This window comes from Paenibacillus sp. S150, from assembly GCF_019352175.1.
In the GTDB taxonomy this organism is placed as follows: Bacteria; Bacillota; Bacilli; order Paenibacillales; family Paenibacillaceae; genus Paenibacillus_AQ.
This window is the reverse complement of sequence record NZ_JACBYI010000045.1, coordinates 44,675-60,571: the sequence shown is the minus strand read 5'-3', so window position 1 is coordinate 60,571 and position 15,897 is coordinate 44,675. Positions and strand designations below refer to the sequence as shown.

Genomic DNA, 15,897 nt, shown 5'->3' with positions numbered 1-15,897 from the left:
CCGGTGTCGGCGCCGGTGTCTCGCCCGGTGTCGGCGCCGGTGTCTCGCCCGGTGTCGGCGCCGGTGTCTCGCCCGGTGTCGGCGCCGGTGTCTCGCCCGGTGTCGGCGCCGGTGTCTCGCCCGGTGTCGGCGCCGGTGTCTCGCCCGGTGTTGGCGCCGGTGTCTCGCCCGGTGTCGGCGCCGGTGTCTCGCCCGGTGTCGGCGTCGGTACTGAAGGCGGCTCCGAGCCTTCATACGGATAATGATGCATCTGTACATGACCGTTGAACGCTTTGGCAATGAGCGTCCCATGAAGCTCCGCGTAATCATAGAATACGTTGGCATGCGGAGCCAGAATTGTGCCTTCAATAGTCGTATTTCCGATGTTCAAAGAAGTAGCTTCATAGAAGTTAAACAGTACCTTGCGGGGTTTGCCCCCCCAGAATTGAAAGCTGGGAATCCTTACAGAGCTGCCGCTCACATTAATAGTAACAGTGGCGTCGCCTGAAATATTGAACTGCATGCCATTGACGTCAGCCAGATCGGCAGCAGTCAGATTAAAGATATTATAAGCTTGCGGAGCGTTAAAGGTTATCTTCCCGTACTCCTTGACAAAAGGCTGTGTCTGCGCCAAAGCCGCGAGCTGATTGGAACGCCCAATCAGAAATTGCTCCTCCGCCTGAAAATCAACGGGCGTCCCTTGGCGCGGAGTTTCCTTGAGATCCGCACGCGTGCTGTTTATACTGCCTCCATATACAGCTGCGCCGTATACAGTTCCGTCTGTAAGACTGATGTTCTTGCCGGCAACCAGCACATCTCCGCCCGGTGCATCCTGGGATACACCGTACCCTTGCAGCGTAATATTCCCTGCTGCTGCCAGCCGTCCATGGATTTGATCATAGGACTGTGTGAAATCCCCAAATATAAATGCGTTAAAATTACCGGCAACCCCCAAAACGGGTGTAGAGGTATAAGGCATGTTAGCTGCCGCCTTAACATTCCAGCCCCATGCAATCGAGCTGCCTAACGTCAGTGCCCCTGTCAGTATTATTGCTGCCGTCTTGAGTGTTTTTTTCTTCAATCGCGTGCACCTCCTATTAACTATTCTATGATTTCGCAAAAAAACTATAACAACAAAAAGACCGCCAAGAAGGGTTAGCTTCACGGCGGCCGGACGATCATAGCCCCTGCTTGCGGGCATTAGATTCCTGACTTTGCGTCCCGTCCTTTCAAACGGTTTGCGTTTATACATGAGTGTATAAAATTAGCAACTCTTATGTAGTCTATGACATTTGTTACTTTAGAACTAAATTCAGTTTATCTGCTCCATACCCCTGTTGTCAATCCATTCCTCCAGTATTTTTTTGCGTGCTTGGACGAAGAGGCTTGTCTAAAAAACCGCTATGCACAAGGCCTTACAGCTTTTTTTTATTCACGGATCGTATTTCGGGAATCGCTGCTTCGGCTAAATCTTTTTGCTTCCCGAAGCCTAAAAATAATTAATTTTAAATATTAAAATTTAGTATATTTGGACTATTCGTCAAATTTTTTTCACGGCTCACCGTCCTAGTGTCGAGCTCTGTCTAAAGAAGCCTGTACGGGGTGAAAAAGAAAAAACTGTTCCCGGAAATGCCCGGCAGCAGTTTTATCGACATCTATGTATGCTATATGCGCTTCCTTAACCCGCTTTGCGAATATAGCCAAATTTGATAGGTTACAGCAGTTGGAGCCAGCCAATCATCGACACCCATAACGGAATACTTAAAAATAAACCGAATACCAAACCACGGCGGAGACTTCCTTCATGAATCATCATTATTCTCCTTTTTGAGGTGCTTTATTGGGCCGAACTTCAATCTTTAATATTTCAATTTTAATATAAAATAATTCCTCTGAATTTATTGTGAAAAATGTCACACTAATCAGCCTTATTTATAAATAGCATTGATTATTTTTTTAATATCAGGGTAAAATACGAATATATGTTCTTATAAGGGAGATGAGGCTATGCACAGGGCTGAGAGTCAAGACAACATGCTGGTCAAATCCTATATTTTGCTTCCCTTGATCTTAACCGCCTTTGAGCGCGATGCCACTATTATGTCCAAAGGACTGCGTACTCCGGAACCTTACATGGAAGTTCTGCATAACGCTGCAAATACAGCAACCGCCGATTTGAGGGATGTGCGCGCCGAAATGCGAAGCCGCGGCATCAGGGTCTATGAGCAGCAGCGGCTGGAGGCCGGGATCGAGGCCAAATTCATCTGCCGGGGGTATCATGAACGGATGCTGCTGCTGGACGACGTCATTGCCGCTCAAGCCGCTGTCCAAATGCGCAAATATCTCGGGCTTGACCTCACTTGGGCCATGAGAAAATGATGCATTCCACAGCTTTTAGTGGTCCAGGCCTGAAATTGTCCAGCTCCAGGCAGAAGCCACAGTTTGCAAAAGCTGCCCCATCAAATCCGGACCATGCTATGCATGGTAAGCCAGAAAAAAAACGGGCCTCGCCATGGGAGTTGGCAAGACCCTGCAAATCTATCTATAAACACTGGGGAGTGTTTGGGTACATTTAATATATATCCTCAACCTGAAAACAACCTTATGATTACATAAAAATTACATTAAAAGCCTCCAACAGCCCAGTGTGCCGAAAACAACAACCAGCGCTACAGGCAGTATAATTTTCCGGCTTGCCTTATCCTCAAACGAAAAATACAAACACAGCATACAAAGCCACGCAATAAGAACACTTCCCATTTCCTATGCATACGCCCTTTCTTATCCATCCTGATCATTGCACAGTGCAGAATTCCTTTTCCCCAAAAAGGCTATCCTGTTCTGAACGGGTCACTGCTCCCCTTCCAGAACAGGGTGCTCCCAAAAGCTTAACCGGCCTTTCGCAGGTATTGGATGAGCGAGCGCCGTTACACCCTCCAGCTTCCAGGCAAAGCGCCCCTGCGAATAATCGCCAAAAGCAAATTCATCGCCGCCAGGCCAGCCCTCTTCAGCATCGTCAAGCGACACCTTATGGCAATCAGCCAGACGGCTTGTGGCGATAATAGCTCCCAAGGGCAGATTGCCGGCGGTGAACCCGTGTCTGGACAGCGCGGATCTGAAGGGCTCCCGCTTGCATACGGCCTTGTCGATCCCCATTCCGGCATGAATAGCCAGTTCACCTCGATAAGCGGTTTTCCAGGAGCGGGTCTCGAACTGTTTTTCTCCAAGAGCAATTAATGTAGCCCAAGGCTGACGGATCGTCAGGCATTTCATTTCCCGCCCCTCCTTTCTGAACAACCAAAAAACGCAGCCGCCAAAAATCCGGAAAGCCGCGCCGCCTATAGGTTATCGGGTGCTGGCGAAGGAACTTAGAGCCCCTGCCTGCGCATTGGGAGTGCTTTCTATTACTGTATTGTATGACTCCGGGAGTTTCTGCGCAACCTTTTACGGGAACCGGGATCGAACAGGCTTCCATATCGCCAAGAAATCAGGATTGAGTAGTTAAGGATATTGGGATCAGTATTCGAATGCTATATGCGCAGCAGCCTCAACCGGTAAAAATAAAATCAAAGAAGGCACAGACATTCTCGCCCGGGGCCAGCAGATGAAAGTCCAGAGCGAACCATTCCGTCCAGGCTCCCGCATGGTTGCGATAGCGGCGGGGCTTGATTTCCGGGCGCAACGCCGCGGAATCGTACAGAATTTTGACACCCGTCCCGTCCGCAGCGGCAATTAGCACTTCGCCTTCCCCGGCTGCCGGTTGGATGAGAGTTACGAACCTTTCCGTGACGCTGCCCGGAACAGAAGCGAAGGCGAATTCATCCTCCAGCCGCAGCCGAGGCAAGCCGCAGCCTTTTAGCCAGCGGTAGCGGCGTTTAAATGCCAGCAGCCTGCCGCAGTCATAAGCCGAAGTCAGGTCCAGGCTCAATTGATCCTCTTCGCCGCCCGTCTCTGCTTCAAGCACCTTTGCCGCTGCCGTCCGTCCGGCGCTCTGCTGCACCCCGTCGATGACCGGCACGGAATGGCCCTGTGAACCGTTGCAGTCGAAGCTGTACCGCTCCGGCCCGAAATATTCCCGTGTATATTCGCCGCTGCCAAGATCGGCCAAATAGAACCTCCCGTTCCGCGCCAGCAGAAATTGCCCTAGATCGTTGTGGTTGTGCGGTTCGCCGTTATGGCCGCCCTTGGCGGCGAAGCCGAATACCGTCTCCCCTTGCTCCACACGCGAGATGATCCACTGGGCGTCCGGCAAATAGAAGCTGCCGGCTTTCCAATCTGTGGCCGCCGCCGCTCCGTTCCAAATTAAATTGCGGAAGGCCGGCGCCCAGCGGCTGCAGTGATCGCCGCGAAAATCTGCGCGCCGCCGGAAGGGGGGAAGGGCTACCTCGCCGGGATACAGCTCCGCAAGATAACAGGAAAGGCCAAGCTGCACGCCGGAGCGGGCAACCGTATCCGAGAAGTTGACCACGGCATCTTTGCCGAGAAAGCTTTTTTGCTGAAAAGCCGCTGTCTTTTTTACTTTCGGCTCCCGGAACCAGTCCAGCGCACCGCCGCTCATCGATTTCAGCAGATCGGCATAATAGGTGAAATAGCCGAAGCCGTAATTCCAGTATCCCAATCCTTCCAGACAGCCCCCGTCATCGCCGATCCCTTTGAAATAAAAGGACAACGTCCGCTGCACCTTGCCGAGCAGGTTGGTCAGCCGCGCCTTATCTTCCAGCAGCAGCAGCGCTGCTGCGCCCGCCGAACCGGCGCAGACGGCCGCCCAGTTGTTGTCGATTGTCTCCCAGAAAAAAGGCCCCCCGACCAAATAAGGCTGGAATATTCTCGCATCTACACAGTCCGAAATCAAAACCCGCAGAAATTCAGGCAGACGACAGCCCAGCAGCACGCTCAATTCGGCCAGCGTAAAGCCCGTTTCCGCCGAAAACAGATCAATGCTGCCCTCCAGCGAATAACCGTCGTTCACATGGGCCGGCAGACACCAGGTCTGCTCGCCGCATATCGCCCATATCATTTCATGCAGGGCGGCCTCATACCGTTTGGACTCCGGCTCCAGCAGCACCATCAGCGCAAAAGCGTTAAGCCGCCGCCTCCGTTCAAAATAAACCCGCTCGTATTCCAGGCGCGTTCCCTGCGTTCTGTACAGGGAGAACAGCGAATAGCTCAGTTCCGGAACAGGCAGGTCCAACAGCCGCTCCGCCTCGGACCGGATTTCCTCCAGGCCGCCGTGCAGGGCAGCGTTCTCCTTCACGCCGCGCCAGAACGCCTGCGTGTCCCCTCCGGCGCCATATAGCTCCAGCCCGGCTTTGGGCATGCCCTGCACGATATCGGCCAAAGCAGCCGGAGTGGTTGGTTCCTTCATCATTTACCTTCTTCTCCTTTGTTGTCGGCTGCCGGGAACGGCCAGCCGATGGGCTTCATTTTTTGGGCGCCGGAAGCAGATGCGGCCGCTGCTTGCTGCTCAGGTTCTTCCGACCACAGCCGCAGCCGCAGCCGGACGGCCGGGCTGTTGGAACGGATGGACGCGAGGCGGTATTCCCCATTCCGGTTTCCGCAGCGCTCTTCCTCCACTTCCAGGTCGCCTGTCGTGCTAACCGTAAAGCGGCTGCGGCCGAGCGCGACGGTCGCTGCATGCCGCTCCGCCGTAATGGAGCTCCTGTCCTGTCCGTTGCCGCAGAAAAGGGGCACCCTGTAACGGATCGCTCCCGCTGGCCGAGCTGCGGGTGCTTCATCTGCTTGCGCTTCAGGCTCCGCACTTGCTCCAGCGCTTGGTCCCGCCTTCGAATCAGGCCCTTCAATCGCAGCGGTGATATCCAGCCCCTTCTCGGACAACACATATGTTTCCTGCACCGTAACGCCGTCCGGAAGACCCGCTCCGCAATAACCGATCGAGAACTCCACCCGGGCGCTCTCCTCGCATATGACAGACAGGACATGCTCCAGTCCGTCGCCAAGTCCAGACAAGTAATCCGCCGTCCCGTCCTCACGCTCCCAGCCGGGGCCGACAGCCGCACTTATGGGCCGGAGCCGTTCGGGCAGCCGGTACGCGGGCACGGCGCATAACGGACTGGACAATGCCAGCTCGGCGGGAAACCCCGCGCGGTGAAGCCTTCCCAAGCCGGTGGCATCGTAACGGTGATCGGCTGCCGTATCCAGTTGAACCGACAGCCCGCCGGCGGCGGCGAACACTTTATGGAATGAGGGCGAGGTCTCCAGCACATACCCGCCCCTTTCCGCAGGACAAGGCTGCTCAGCGATATCGTCTTCCGTGAACAGATAAGCCATGTAGGCGAAGCTCCCCAGCGTAATCATATACTTGTCGTAATACGCATACGGCTCCGTCCCGTAACCGGAACGAATATCGTAAAGATTCTTTACATGGCGCGGCGGCGAGACATCGCGAACCCAGCGCAGAATGGCCCCGGCAGACAGCCTGGCGCTTCTCTTGAAGGCGCCGGCCAGCTTAAGGCTGCCCAAGCGCCGATAACGGGCGGCTTCAAATTCTGCGCACGCGGCTGCCAGCGCCTCATTGAATTGAAACTGTCCGCTGCGTCCGCCGAAGGGAAAATGGCCAGCAGCGGATTGCATGAACAGCGTCATCATGCCGCCGGCCGCCAGCTTGCGGTCCAGCTCCCCATAAAATGCTCCCCGGTATCCAAAAGCAAACATCAGCTGGATATGGCAGCGTGCGGCCAGATCGTACAGCAGCGGACAGCCGGGATCTCTGTACATGCCGTTGCCGTCGAATTTCGGCAGCTGCACCGGCCAGTGCGCAGCCAGATAATCCCCGGCGTCTGTCATTCCTTCTGTCTCGCGCAAATATTCGCCGGCCATATTGTAAAGGTTGATATTATGCAGCCGCTCGGAATCAGGGATGGAAGCCAGCGTATACACATAATTGACGGCAGGGTTGATTTCGGCCAGCCCGGTTCTCCAGCTTTCCCGTTGTATGGCCGAAGCGTGCGGCTTCATCGATTTGTAGGCCAGAAGCAGCTCTTTGGTGCAGAAATCGGCCATCTGATCGCCCTTTGTAAGCGGCAGCTCCCGGCAACCCGTCTCCATCATGCTCTCCCATAAAGGCGTTAACCCCTGTTGTCTGCCGGCGGCGATCAACCCTGCCAATACGGAAATGATACGGCAATACGTCTGCAGATCCTGTGGACGCCCTTCCCTGTCCGTTCCCCAGGTGTTGTCTGCGCGGTCCAGTCCGTATGGCTGAATCGCCGCCTCCATCAAATCAAGATACAGCTCCTTGTCATAACCGGTCGGCGTAAAATCGTCCGGCCGCTCCATGGCGTCGATATAAGCGGACAGGCCAGGGAGGGGAGCCGGATGCGAACTGTTCATTCGCCATTCCTCCTTCCGATAGTTTCCCGGAATTTCTATTTTCCTTTTCAAGCTCCGGGCCACCCCCGGCACTCCAGATCAGCCTTTCAGCGAACCGATCATTACCCCTTTGACAAAATATTTCTGAATGAAGGGGTACACGCTCAAGATGGGAACCGTGGCCACGACGATCAGGGAATACTTCAGCACGGCCGCCGCCTGGGCGTTAGCCACCTGGAGCTCAGGGTCCATAATCATGCTGACATCCACCTGGTTCATGATCAGAATTTCCCGTAAAATAATTTGAAGCGGGTACAGTGAACGGTCATTCAGATACATCAAGGCATTGAAATAGGCATTCCAGTGGCCCACCGCCGCAAACAGCGTGATCACCGCGATAACCGCCTTCGACAACGGCAGCACGAAGGAAAAGAAGAAACGCGCGTCACTGCATCCGTCAATGCTGGTCGCTTCGATCAGCTCTCCCGGAATGGAGGACTGGATGAAGGTCCGGGCTATGATCATGTTGTACACGGAGAGCGCGCCTGGCAGCACCATCGCCCAAATGGTGTTAATCAGATGCAGATCCTTCATCAAAATATAGAACGGAATTAAGCCTCCGCTGAAAAACATTGTGAACGTAAACAGGAACATAAAAAAGTTTCTGCCCTTCAGGCCAGGTCTGGAAAGTGCATAGGCACAGGTCATAACGACGCAAACGTTCACCGTTGTTCCCAATACCGTATACAAAAAGGTGTTCCCGTACGCTCGCACAATATCCTTGTTCTTGAACACCGCTTCGTAGCCCTCCAGGCTGAAATCGACGGGCCAAAGGAGCACCTGCCCGGAAGACACCGCGTTGCCGGAAGAGAAAGATGCTGATAGCACATAGATAAGCGGGTAGGAAACAGCGACCAAAATAAGCGTCAAAATAAAGCCTGAAATGATGTAGTACACTCTATCCGGAGTCGGATGGGTAGAAAACTTCTTTTTTTTCGCTGGATTTGTGTCAATCTCTGCATGAGTCTGGCTCATATCCGGTCTCCCTCCTTACCACAGGCTGGTATCGCTGAATTTCTTGGCGGCGTAGTTCACCATGATCAGCAGCACAAAGTTGATAATGGAATTAAACAGCCCGATGGCTGTCGCAAACGAGAAATCACCCGAGCCGATGGTCAGGCCCACTTTATAAACGTAGGTCGAAATGACTTCGCTTCTGGAAATGTTCAGTTCATTCTGCATCAGGAACACTTTCTCGAAGCCGACCTCCATGATGTTCCCGACCGCAAGAATGAGCATAATCGTCGCTGTGGGCAAAATGGACGGAAAGTCGATATGCCGCACCCGCTGCAGACGCGAGGCACCGTCGATTTGCGCCGCTTCATGCAAATGCTCGTCAACCGAAGACAAGCCGGCGATATAGATAATGCTGCTCCAGCCGATGCCCTGCCAGATGCCGGACCAGACGTACAGATGCTGGAAAGCGCCCGGATTGGCGAAGGCGTCCGGCAGCATCTCCCCGGTGATAAAGGTATACACCGCTCCGAAGGCACCCGTACGCGGGTTGAAAATCTGTACCAGCATGCCGACGATGACGACCGTCGAAATGAAATGCGGCATGTATGAGACGGATTGCACGATTTTTTTAAATCTCAGTCCGGTAAACGAATTGAGCACCAGGGCAAACAGAATGGGCAGCGGGAAAGAAATCACCAGACTGTAGAGAGACAGACTGATTGTATTCCAAATAATAGAATTAAACTGGTAGGAGTCGAAAAAACGCTTGAAGTTGGCCCAGCCCACCCACTCGCTGCCCCAGATGCCAAGGTTGAAGTCATATTCCTTGAAGGCAATCTGGACGCCTGCCATCGGTACATAAGCAAAGATAATAATGTACGCGGTGGCAGGAATCAGGAACAGGTACAGCTGCCAGCCGGGCAAAACCTCTTTTTTCAGCCAGTTCATTGGTTTAGTTGATCGCATAGATGTTCTCCGTTCTGGGACGGAAACGCCGGCCCGGAAGGTCCGGCGTACCAGATGCCTGCTTTCCGCCGGCCGGGTTCGTCCCGCATGATCTATTCCGCCCAGCCGTTATTTCGAACGCTCGTACGCGGCTTGGGTGACCTCCAAATATTCATTGAGCCCCATCTTGTCCAGCTCGGCGATATAGTCGTCCCATTGGGCCAGCGAACGGTTGCCGGTAATAAAAGCAACGGCGCTTTCGTTGACATAGTTGTCGATGGCCGTTTTGCTGTTGGCGATTTGCTTCAGCTCATCGGGCGTATAGGCCAATCTGGCGATCACTTCCTCCGGAAATGCCGGCACATACCCCGCCGCATAAGCCGGCTGCCAGTTGGGCGCTGCGATTTCCGCATCCTTCTTGAGATTGGATGAAGATTTATTTAGTTCCAGCGGCCGGTAAGCCGGGTTGGCATCGTTCCAATGCTTGTTCTGCGGATTGTTCCAAATGGACGGATTCAGGTCGGCCACGGATGCCTTCAAGCCTTCGGATTCTTCAAACGGACCCAGGTATTCAGCCGTTATGGCCGGATCGTCGCTCCAGTCCACATCCTTTTCACCAAAGCGGCTGACGATTGACAGCTCGGAATCGAGCATATAATCGCCCACTTTAAAGGCAAGCTCAGGGTCTTTCGCATCTTTGGTGATGAACCAGAGCTGCGTCGGCAAAGTCGGGCTGTACGGAGTCGCCGCAAAGCCGGAAGGTCCTTGGACCGGCGGCAGCAGTGTCATCTTGTTCTCCAGCTCCGGACCAAACGTGCTGTAGCTTCCGGCCGTCACGACGCCGGCCATGCCGCCCGGCACATTGATAAGCCCCTTCATCTGCGTTTCATCCTGGGTGAAGGACAGGGGAGAGAACAGGCCGTCTTTAACCAGCTTGTTCATATACTCCAGGCCTTCCTTCCATTCCGGCTGGGTAAAGGCCGGATAGATCTGTCCGTTCTTCACGTTCATGTAGGTCTTGCCCGGATCGGCATAAATAAAGCTGTTCATCAGATAAACACGGGGATTTTGGGACCAGCCGTTCAGCGAGCCAACGAAGCCGACCTCGTCCTTCTTGCCGTTGCCGTTCGGGTCCTGCTCTACAAACGCTTTCAGGACATTGTACAAATCATCTGTCGTTTCCGGGATTTCCAGATTCAGCTTTTCCAGCCATTCGCTGTTGATCCAGGCCCGGTTGGAACCTTCATTCCACTCATACGGCGCATATCTTGGCAGCGAATACACTTTGCCGTCCGGCTGCTTCATCGCGTTGTAGACGAATTCTTTTTCGGGAATTTTGTTGAAATTCACCGCAATGGAAGCGTCATTCAAATAATCGTCCTGCGGAAGGAACACGCCCTTGGCCGCATAATCGTAAACCGTAGATTCATTCAAATAGATGTTGACGACGTCCGGCAGCTCCGCTCCCGAAGATACCATCAGCGCAAGCTTCGTTAGTGCCTCCTCTGCTTGGCTGGGCAGCTCCAGAAACTCCAGATCGACGTTCATGGCTTCTTCGACCAGCTCCGTATAATGGTTTGTTTCGTAGTCCTCCACATTAGGGTTTGCCTGAACGGCAACCGTAATGACGGGACGCCCGCCTGTTTCCGCCCCTTTGCCTCCAGAACCGCCCCCGTCTGCCTGTTCATTGTTCCCCGAACAAGCTGACAGCAGCGCTCCCAGCATGATGGACACCAATATAGCCGCCGGCAAAGCTTTCTTTTTGCTGCTTGTCTGTTGGTTCAATCCGTTTTCCTCCCTTTGGGTGATAAGCGTGGTGAGTGTTTTGCGAATCATCGTTTAGAAATCGCTTACATTGCGATTGTATGCCCCTTCCTGCAGCCGCGAAAACCGCTACTTCTCCCATCCGCTGTCAAAGGGTATGAATGATATCGCTTTCATTTTTACTTCTTATTGCCAGCCCGTAAGATTTCGCTGATTCTCCCGCCAGACCGTCGGCGTTACGCCGTGTTTTTTCGAGAATGCCCGGTAAAAGGTATTTTCACTGCCGAATCCGCACTGCTTCCAAATCCGGTTGTTGGAATAGTCCGTTTCCAGCAGCAGCCGCTCCGCATTCGCCAGCCGGATCTCCTCAATGTATTTGCCCAGGCTTTTTCCCGTCTGTTCCTTGACGAAGGAGAATACATATTTCTCTGAAATGAGCAGCTCGCTGGCGATGCCGCCGGCGGAAAGGCCCGGATCGCCGCAATTCTCCCGGATATGGTTTAAAATATCCGTTTTCAGCTTGTCATTATTGCTCTTTTTATTGCCGATCACGATGGCGCACAAATCAAGCGCCGTCAGCCGCAGCCGGTCCGCCAGCCGCATAATGTCCTGCGACTGGTCATATGCCGGAATATCCACCGGCTGCCCATCCGGTCCGTCCTTGCCGCCCACGATCACCTTATGGGCACTGGACACCGTCTGCCGGACGGAGAAGAAAATCTGCAGCTGCTCCTGCTCCGGCAGGGAATAGTCGGCAAGCCGTCCCAGGCAATCCTCGAGAATTTGCGAAACAGGACTTTTCTCGCCTGCGATCAAAGCATCGTACAGCTTCAACAGAACGGCATTGTCAAAAGCAGGATGCGTATCGGGATCGGGCACCGCTTCAAACAGATACACCCCGCTGGCGACCTCGTTTTCATTGATGCCTAGCGCGTATTTGGCTTGCTGGTAAGCAGCCTTGGCACGTTCCGGACCGCTCATGACTTCGCTGATTCCGATGCTGACCGTCATGGACAGCGGCGATTCGGCGTTCAGCGAACGGATCAGCTCCGCCAAGCGGGCTTTGAGGTCCAGACGCTCCGCGCCCCCTTCCTCCAGCCCGAGAAACAGCACGAACACCGTCTCGTTTGCATGAAAATTAAGCGCAAGCGGCCGCTGCCTCAGAACGGCGTTGAAGCGTTCTTCAAGTGCCAGCCCCATATTTTGCTGCGCTGTCTTGGGCGCCGAATGGCTCCCTTCCTCCACCCTGTACACCGCCTTCGCCACACAGAACCGCTCAAATGCGGAGCCGAAATAACCGGCAGCCTCTTCTTTTTCCCGCTCCGTAAACACGCCCAGTATGAGCAAATGCTTGGCAATAGAATATTTAATGGAATCGTTCAGCGCCTCAATCCGTCCATGCTGCTGTTCGTTAATCGTATGGATTTCCGCAAAGGCATTGTCCAGATACTTGTATTCATTGCGGAGATTAAAGCCCGTTTTGGTTGATCTTGCCGCCGTCTCCACCAGCTTCTTTAATGAAAGCGCCTCCCTCATGGAAAAAAGAAATGCCAGCAGCACAACCAGCGCCATCCCCGCCACAATATACAGCAGCAAAAGCTCGAGCAGTGAATTGACATTTCCCTCGAAAGCGCCTGCCGGTATGCCAACCACTACCTTAAGTCCCAGCAGCTCGCTGGTCTGCGCAAGCGCGATATAGGTTTCACCGGCAAGCTTGATTTCGGAAATCGGGCCGGCAGCCTCCTGTGTCTCCCCGGACCTGGCGCCGGCATCGTAATTATGGGACATTAGAATCCGGCCCTCATTGTCGGCGATATATACAAAATGATCCTTCCATTGATCAGCATACAGCAGTTTGTCGAGCAGATCCAAACGATCCATATCGATCGCCAGCACGCTTTGCGGATCAAACGCGTTGAAATAGGAGTTGTTAATAATGATCGTAATGCCGCCGAACGGCTGGCGGTGATAATAGGAAGAATACACCTGATCGGCCGGAAACAGCTTCAACGTATAATTTTCGCCGAATAGCCGCTTCTGCCATTGCTCCGCCGACAGGTTTCCATAGCGGTAGTAGCGGGCATATACATCTTCGTAGTTGTCGGATGAAATATAATTGGAGATAAAAACCGGATTCTCCCTAAAACGGATATAGACGTTGGAATACATATCCTGGGTCAGCGCCAGATTCTTCAATCTGCTCTGCACCACATTAATGTCCAGATAGTATTCGCTGGATGGAGGCCCCTTCAGAAAGAAAAGCCGCTTAAACGACTCCTCCTGCCGCAGCAGATTGGTTATAGTCTGGGCCCGCAGCACCTGCTGCTCCAGCAACTCCACGCCGTCCAGCAGCTTGGATTCGCTTTTGTCCAGCGTCAGCTGCTTGGCCAATGTGTAGGATTTAAAATACAGGGGGATAATCATCAGCACCAGAATGACCAGAATCAAGCCGTGCTTCATGAAGCGTCTGCCGAAAATCACCCAGGATGGATATCTCTTTATGAATTCTGTAATCATGACACGCCCCCTTACAATGATTGACTAGCACACCCCATTTCGCGCCTGCCCGCAAAGCAAACGAACCCGCAGCGGCATGAACAGCCGGAACCTCGTAATGAAATCGCTTACATTATAGGTTATAACAGAAACCCCCGATGATAAACCTCCAATTTCTTCTGCACTCTGTCACGGAGTACGAATGGCAGACAGGACTGACAGGCGCTGGCGCGGGAGGTTAGCCGGAAAAACATCCGGCGGACCCGCCGCTGGAACGGCCGTTAGAGCTGGCAGACCGCCTAAGAGCCGCCCTCGCCTCCCCCTTCCCGCATCAGGCAGATGGATACTCCGTCTCTCCCAGCCGCTTCTTCATCATGAAGCTGAAGGCCATCAACAGCGCTGCTATACAACCGAAGCTGTAAGTCAGGCCCACCACTGCCGATATCCCTCCGATAGCTACGGGATTGATCACTTGAACCACCCGGTTCGCCATGGTTCTTAGGCTCATTCCCATCCCTTGCCGCTGCGCGTCAACCGTATTCGCAACCAGGATCAGCGCCAATGGCTGGTTCATTCCCGAACTCAGCCCCCAGATAAAAATAACAGCCATAATTCCCAGATAGCCGGGCTCAAACATCAATGCAACCAGACAAAAACAGCCGCACCATAAGCTTCCCGACATCATCCTGGAGTGGCTGAAACGGTTAACCAAGAATCCCGCGGCAGGCCGGATGACAATAGAAGCTACGCCTCCGGCTGACAGCATGGTGCCAATCCGGGTATTGGAATAGCCTATTTGAGCGAGGTAAATCGGCAGGAAAACACCTTGAATGTCCACCAGTATAAAAAGTATTCCATTATATAGCATGGCTGTACCGAACGGCCGGTTCTGCCTCAACAGATCGATCCCGCTGGCGTAGCTCTTCCAGAAGCCGTACAACGCAGCCGGCGCTTCATTCTTCATCCGCACTGCCGGGGGAAACAGCAGCGAGCACAGCATGACGACAATGGACAGCACTGTAAACAGGATGAAAACCCAGGTAAAGCTGCCCGCGTCCGCAAATATACCTCCCAGCACCGGACCGGCGAATTGAGCCAGAGCATTAACAAAGGCAAAGTTGGACAAAAGATGGTTGCTGCGTCCCGCGTCCGTTCCGGTTCTGGCTATTTGTCCGACCGAGGCTTGCAGCGCCCCCCAGCAAAGAAGGCTGCCGACCCCGTTGCACAGCTGTCCGGCAAGCACCGGCAACAGCGCCCCCGTTACACCGCTAATGATATAGGCTCCGCCGCTGAGCGCCATGATCAAGGCCCCGGTCATTACCGCCTGCCGCGGACCGATCCGGTCGATGATCTGGCCGGCCGGCATGGCGAGCAGCACGGGAATGAAGGCATGCAATGCCATAAGCAGGCCGACCTGAGTCAGCGAATATCCGGCTTCATTGAGGTACAGCGCCAGCATCGGCCGCAGCATGCTGAAGCCAAGCCAGTAGATCACTGCCGACAGGAACAGCAGGAAGAAGCCGCCAAACAACGGCCGCTTCCCGCTCCCGAAATTACCGGTATTCTTCATAGACCGTTACAGCTTCAAGGCAGCGTTGTTCATGCTCCCGATCTTTTCGAAATAATCCACAGCCCCGGACAGCTTGACGACATCGGCATACTTGGCATGCAGATCAAACAGATTGACCCAATGCGACATCTCCGTACGGTCGAACGTGCATTCTTCAACAACTCCCATCTTGAAGCTGTGGGTTGTGCCGTCCACCACAGTGGATCTCACGCAGCCGCTCGTAGACTCGCCGCAGGCGATCAGTGTGTCTATTCCCCAGCTTTGCAGCATGTAAGGAAGAATCGTACCATTGAAGGCGCTTGGAGCCGCCTTGCGGATTACCAGCTCATGCGGGAGCGGCGCCACTTCCGCAACAATCTCCGCCGATCTCGCCTTCAGTTCCTCAGGCATCCCCCCCTCTTGAGTGCCTGGCCGATTTTTCCGTCCGATCCGCTGTGCCCAGCCTACCGTATTATCCAGGTCCAGCTTGGTGACGTGGATGACCGGAATCCCGTTCCGGCGCGCCGCCGCAAGCAAAATCTTGGTCTGATCAACGGCCGCCCAGCCCTCCAGGCCCATTCCGCCCGGATGAGTCTTGATCTGCTCCATCAGCGGCTGGCGCGTCAAGCCGAGCACTCCGTAATAGAAATCAATCAGCAAAAGCGCGGGCTTCGTTCCGAAGCCGAACGGTTCCTTTTTCCCCCTTGCCTCGTCATGCTCCTTGTCTCTTTCAGTCATGAATCTTTCCCAGCCCCAGCTTGCCATAATCCTTCACTCCTTCTTCTATTTTGGATGGAACAGCGGAATTCTCTATCAGA

At 53.9% G+C, this 15,897-nt stretch carries 11 protein-coding genes and 1 riboswitch; of the genes, 1 reads left to right on the top strand and 10 read right to left on the bottom strand.

Annotated elements, in window-relative coordinates:
* Nucleotides 1-1,060: choice-of-anchor A family protein (locus HYD27_RS27035; RefSeq protein WP_219220453.1), on the bottom strand; the 1,060-nt coding region annotated here is incomplete at its 3' end.
* Nucleotides 1,061-1,141: 81 nt separating this feature from the next.
* A riboswitch (cyclic di-GMP riboswitch) is annotated at nt 1,142-1,232 on the bottom strand.
* 754 nt (nt 1,233-1,986) lie between these two features.
* Here HYD27_RS27035 and HYD27_RS27030 point away from each other — a divergent pair.
* Entirely contained in the window at nt 1,987-2,358 is a 372-nt protein-coding gene (locus HYD27_RS27030; protein ID WP_219220450.1) for a YhjD family protein, read from the top strand.
* A 471-nt stretch (nt 2,359-2,829) separates the two neighbouring features.
* Here HYD27_RS27030 and HYD27_RS27025 read toward each other — a convergent pair whose 3' ends face one another.
* The 9 genes from HYD27_RS27025 to HYD27_RS26985 form a co-directional block, all read right to left on the bottom strand.
* Nucleotides 2,830-3,252, bottom strand: coding sequence for an ASCH domain-containing protein (locus HYD27_RS27025; RefSeq protein ID WP_219220449.1), 423 nt, complete (start codon nt 3,250-3,252; stop codon nt 2,830-2,832).
* Between the two features lie 274 nt (nt 3,253-3,526).
* Nucleotides 3,527-5,347 carry a heparinase II/III domain-containing protein gene (locus tag HYD27_RS27020; protein WP_228745358.1) on the bottom strand — a complete coding sequence of 607 codons (1,821 nt, stop codon included), beginning with the start codon at nt 5,345-5,347 and terminating at the stop codon, nt 3,527-3,529.
* Nucleotides 5,344-7,329, bottom strand: coding sequence for a hypothetical protein (locus HYD27_RS27015; protein WP_219220448.1), 1,986 nt, complete (start codon nt 7,327-7,329; stop codon nt 5,344-5,346). The genes HYD27_RS27020 and HYD27_RS27015 overlap by 4 nt, the downstream gene beginning before the upstream one ends.
* A 78-nt stretch (nt 7,330-7,407) precedes the next feature.
* On the bottom strand, nt 7,408-8,343 hold the full coding sequence (locus HYD27_RS27010) for a carbohydrate ABC transporter permease (RefSeq protein WP_219220447.1): 936 nt from the start codon (nt 8,341-8,343) through the stop codon (nt 7,408-7,410).
* Nucleotides 8,344-8,358: 15 nt separating this feature from the next.
* The gene (locus tag HYD27_RS27005) at nt 8,359-9,291 is read right to left on the bottom strand and encodes an ABC transporter permease (RefSeq protein ID WP_219220446.1); all 933 of its coding nucleotides are present in this window, start codon (nt 9,289-9,291) and stop codon (nt 8,359-8,361) included.
* Between the two features lie 108 nt (nt 9,292-9,399).
* Nucleotides 9,400-11,055, bottom strand: coding sequence for a type 2 periplasmic-binding domain-containing protein (locus HYD27_RS27000; protein WP_219220445.1), 1,656 nt, complete (start codon nt 11,053-11,055; stop codon nt 9,400-9,402).
* Between the two features lie 165 nt (nt 11,056-11,220).
* The gene (locus HYD27_RS26995) at nt 11,221-13,551 is read right to left on the bottom strand and encodes a helix-turn-helix domain-containing protein (protein WP_219220444.1); all 2,331 of its coding nucleotides are present in this window, start codon (nt 13,549-13,551) and stop codon (nt 11,221-11,223) included.
* Between the two features lie 310 nt (nt 13,552-13,861).
* On the bottom strand, nt 13,862-15,100 hold the full coding sequence (locus HYD27_RS26990; RefSeq protein ID WP_219220443.1) for an MFS transporter: 1,239 nt from the start codon (nt 15,098-15,100) through the stop codon (nt 13,862-13,864).
* Nucleotides 15,101-15,106: 6 nt separating this feature from the next.
* Entirely contained in the window at nt 15,107-15,844 is a 738-nt protein-coding gene (locus HYD27_RS26985) for an isochorismatase family protein (protein ID WP_219220442.1), read from the bottom strand.
* Nucleotides 15,845-15,897 lie beyond the last annotated feature (53 nt).

Excerpts from the sequence above, each read along its gene's own strand:
- HYD27_RS27030 (WP_219220450.1), top strand. The coding sequence starts at position 1,987 with ATGCACAGGGCTGAGAGTCAAGACAACATGCTGGTCAAATCCTATATT.
- HYD27_RS27025 (WP_219220449.1), bottom strand. The coding sequence starts at position 3,252 with ATGAAATGCCTGACGATCCGTCAGCCTTGGGCTACATTAATTGCTCTT.
- HYD27_RS27020 (WP_228745358.1), bottom strand. The coding sequence starts at position 5,347 with ATGATGAAGGAACCAACCACTCCGGCTGCTTTGGCCGATATCGTGCAG.
- HYD27_RS27015 (WP_219220448.1), bottom strand. The coding sequence starts at position 7,329 with ATGAACAGTTCGCATCCGGCTCCCCTCCCTGGCCTGTCCGCTTATATC.
- HYD27_RS27010 (WP_219220447.1), bottom strand. The coding sequence starts at position 8,343 with ATGAGCCAGACTCATGCAGAGATTGACACAAATCCAGCGAAAAAAAAG.
- HYD27_RS27005 (WP_219220446.1), bottom strand. The coding sequence starts at position 9,291 with ATGCGATCAACTAAACCAATGAACTGGCTGAAAAAAGAGGTTTTGCCC.
- HYD27_RS26995 (WP_219220444.1), bottom strand. The coding sequence starts at position 13,551 with ATGATTACAGAATTCATAAAGAGATATCCATCCTGGGTGATTTTCGGC.
- HYD27_RS26990 (WP_219220443.1), bottom strand. The coding sequence starts at position 15,100 with ATGAAGAATACCGGTAATTTCGGGAGCGGGAAGCGGCCGTTGTTTGGC.
- HYD27_RS26985 (WP_219220442.1), bottom strand. The coding sequence starts at position 15,844 with ATGGCAAGCTGGGGCTGGGAAAGATTCATGACTGAAAGAGACAAGGAG.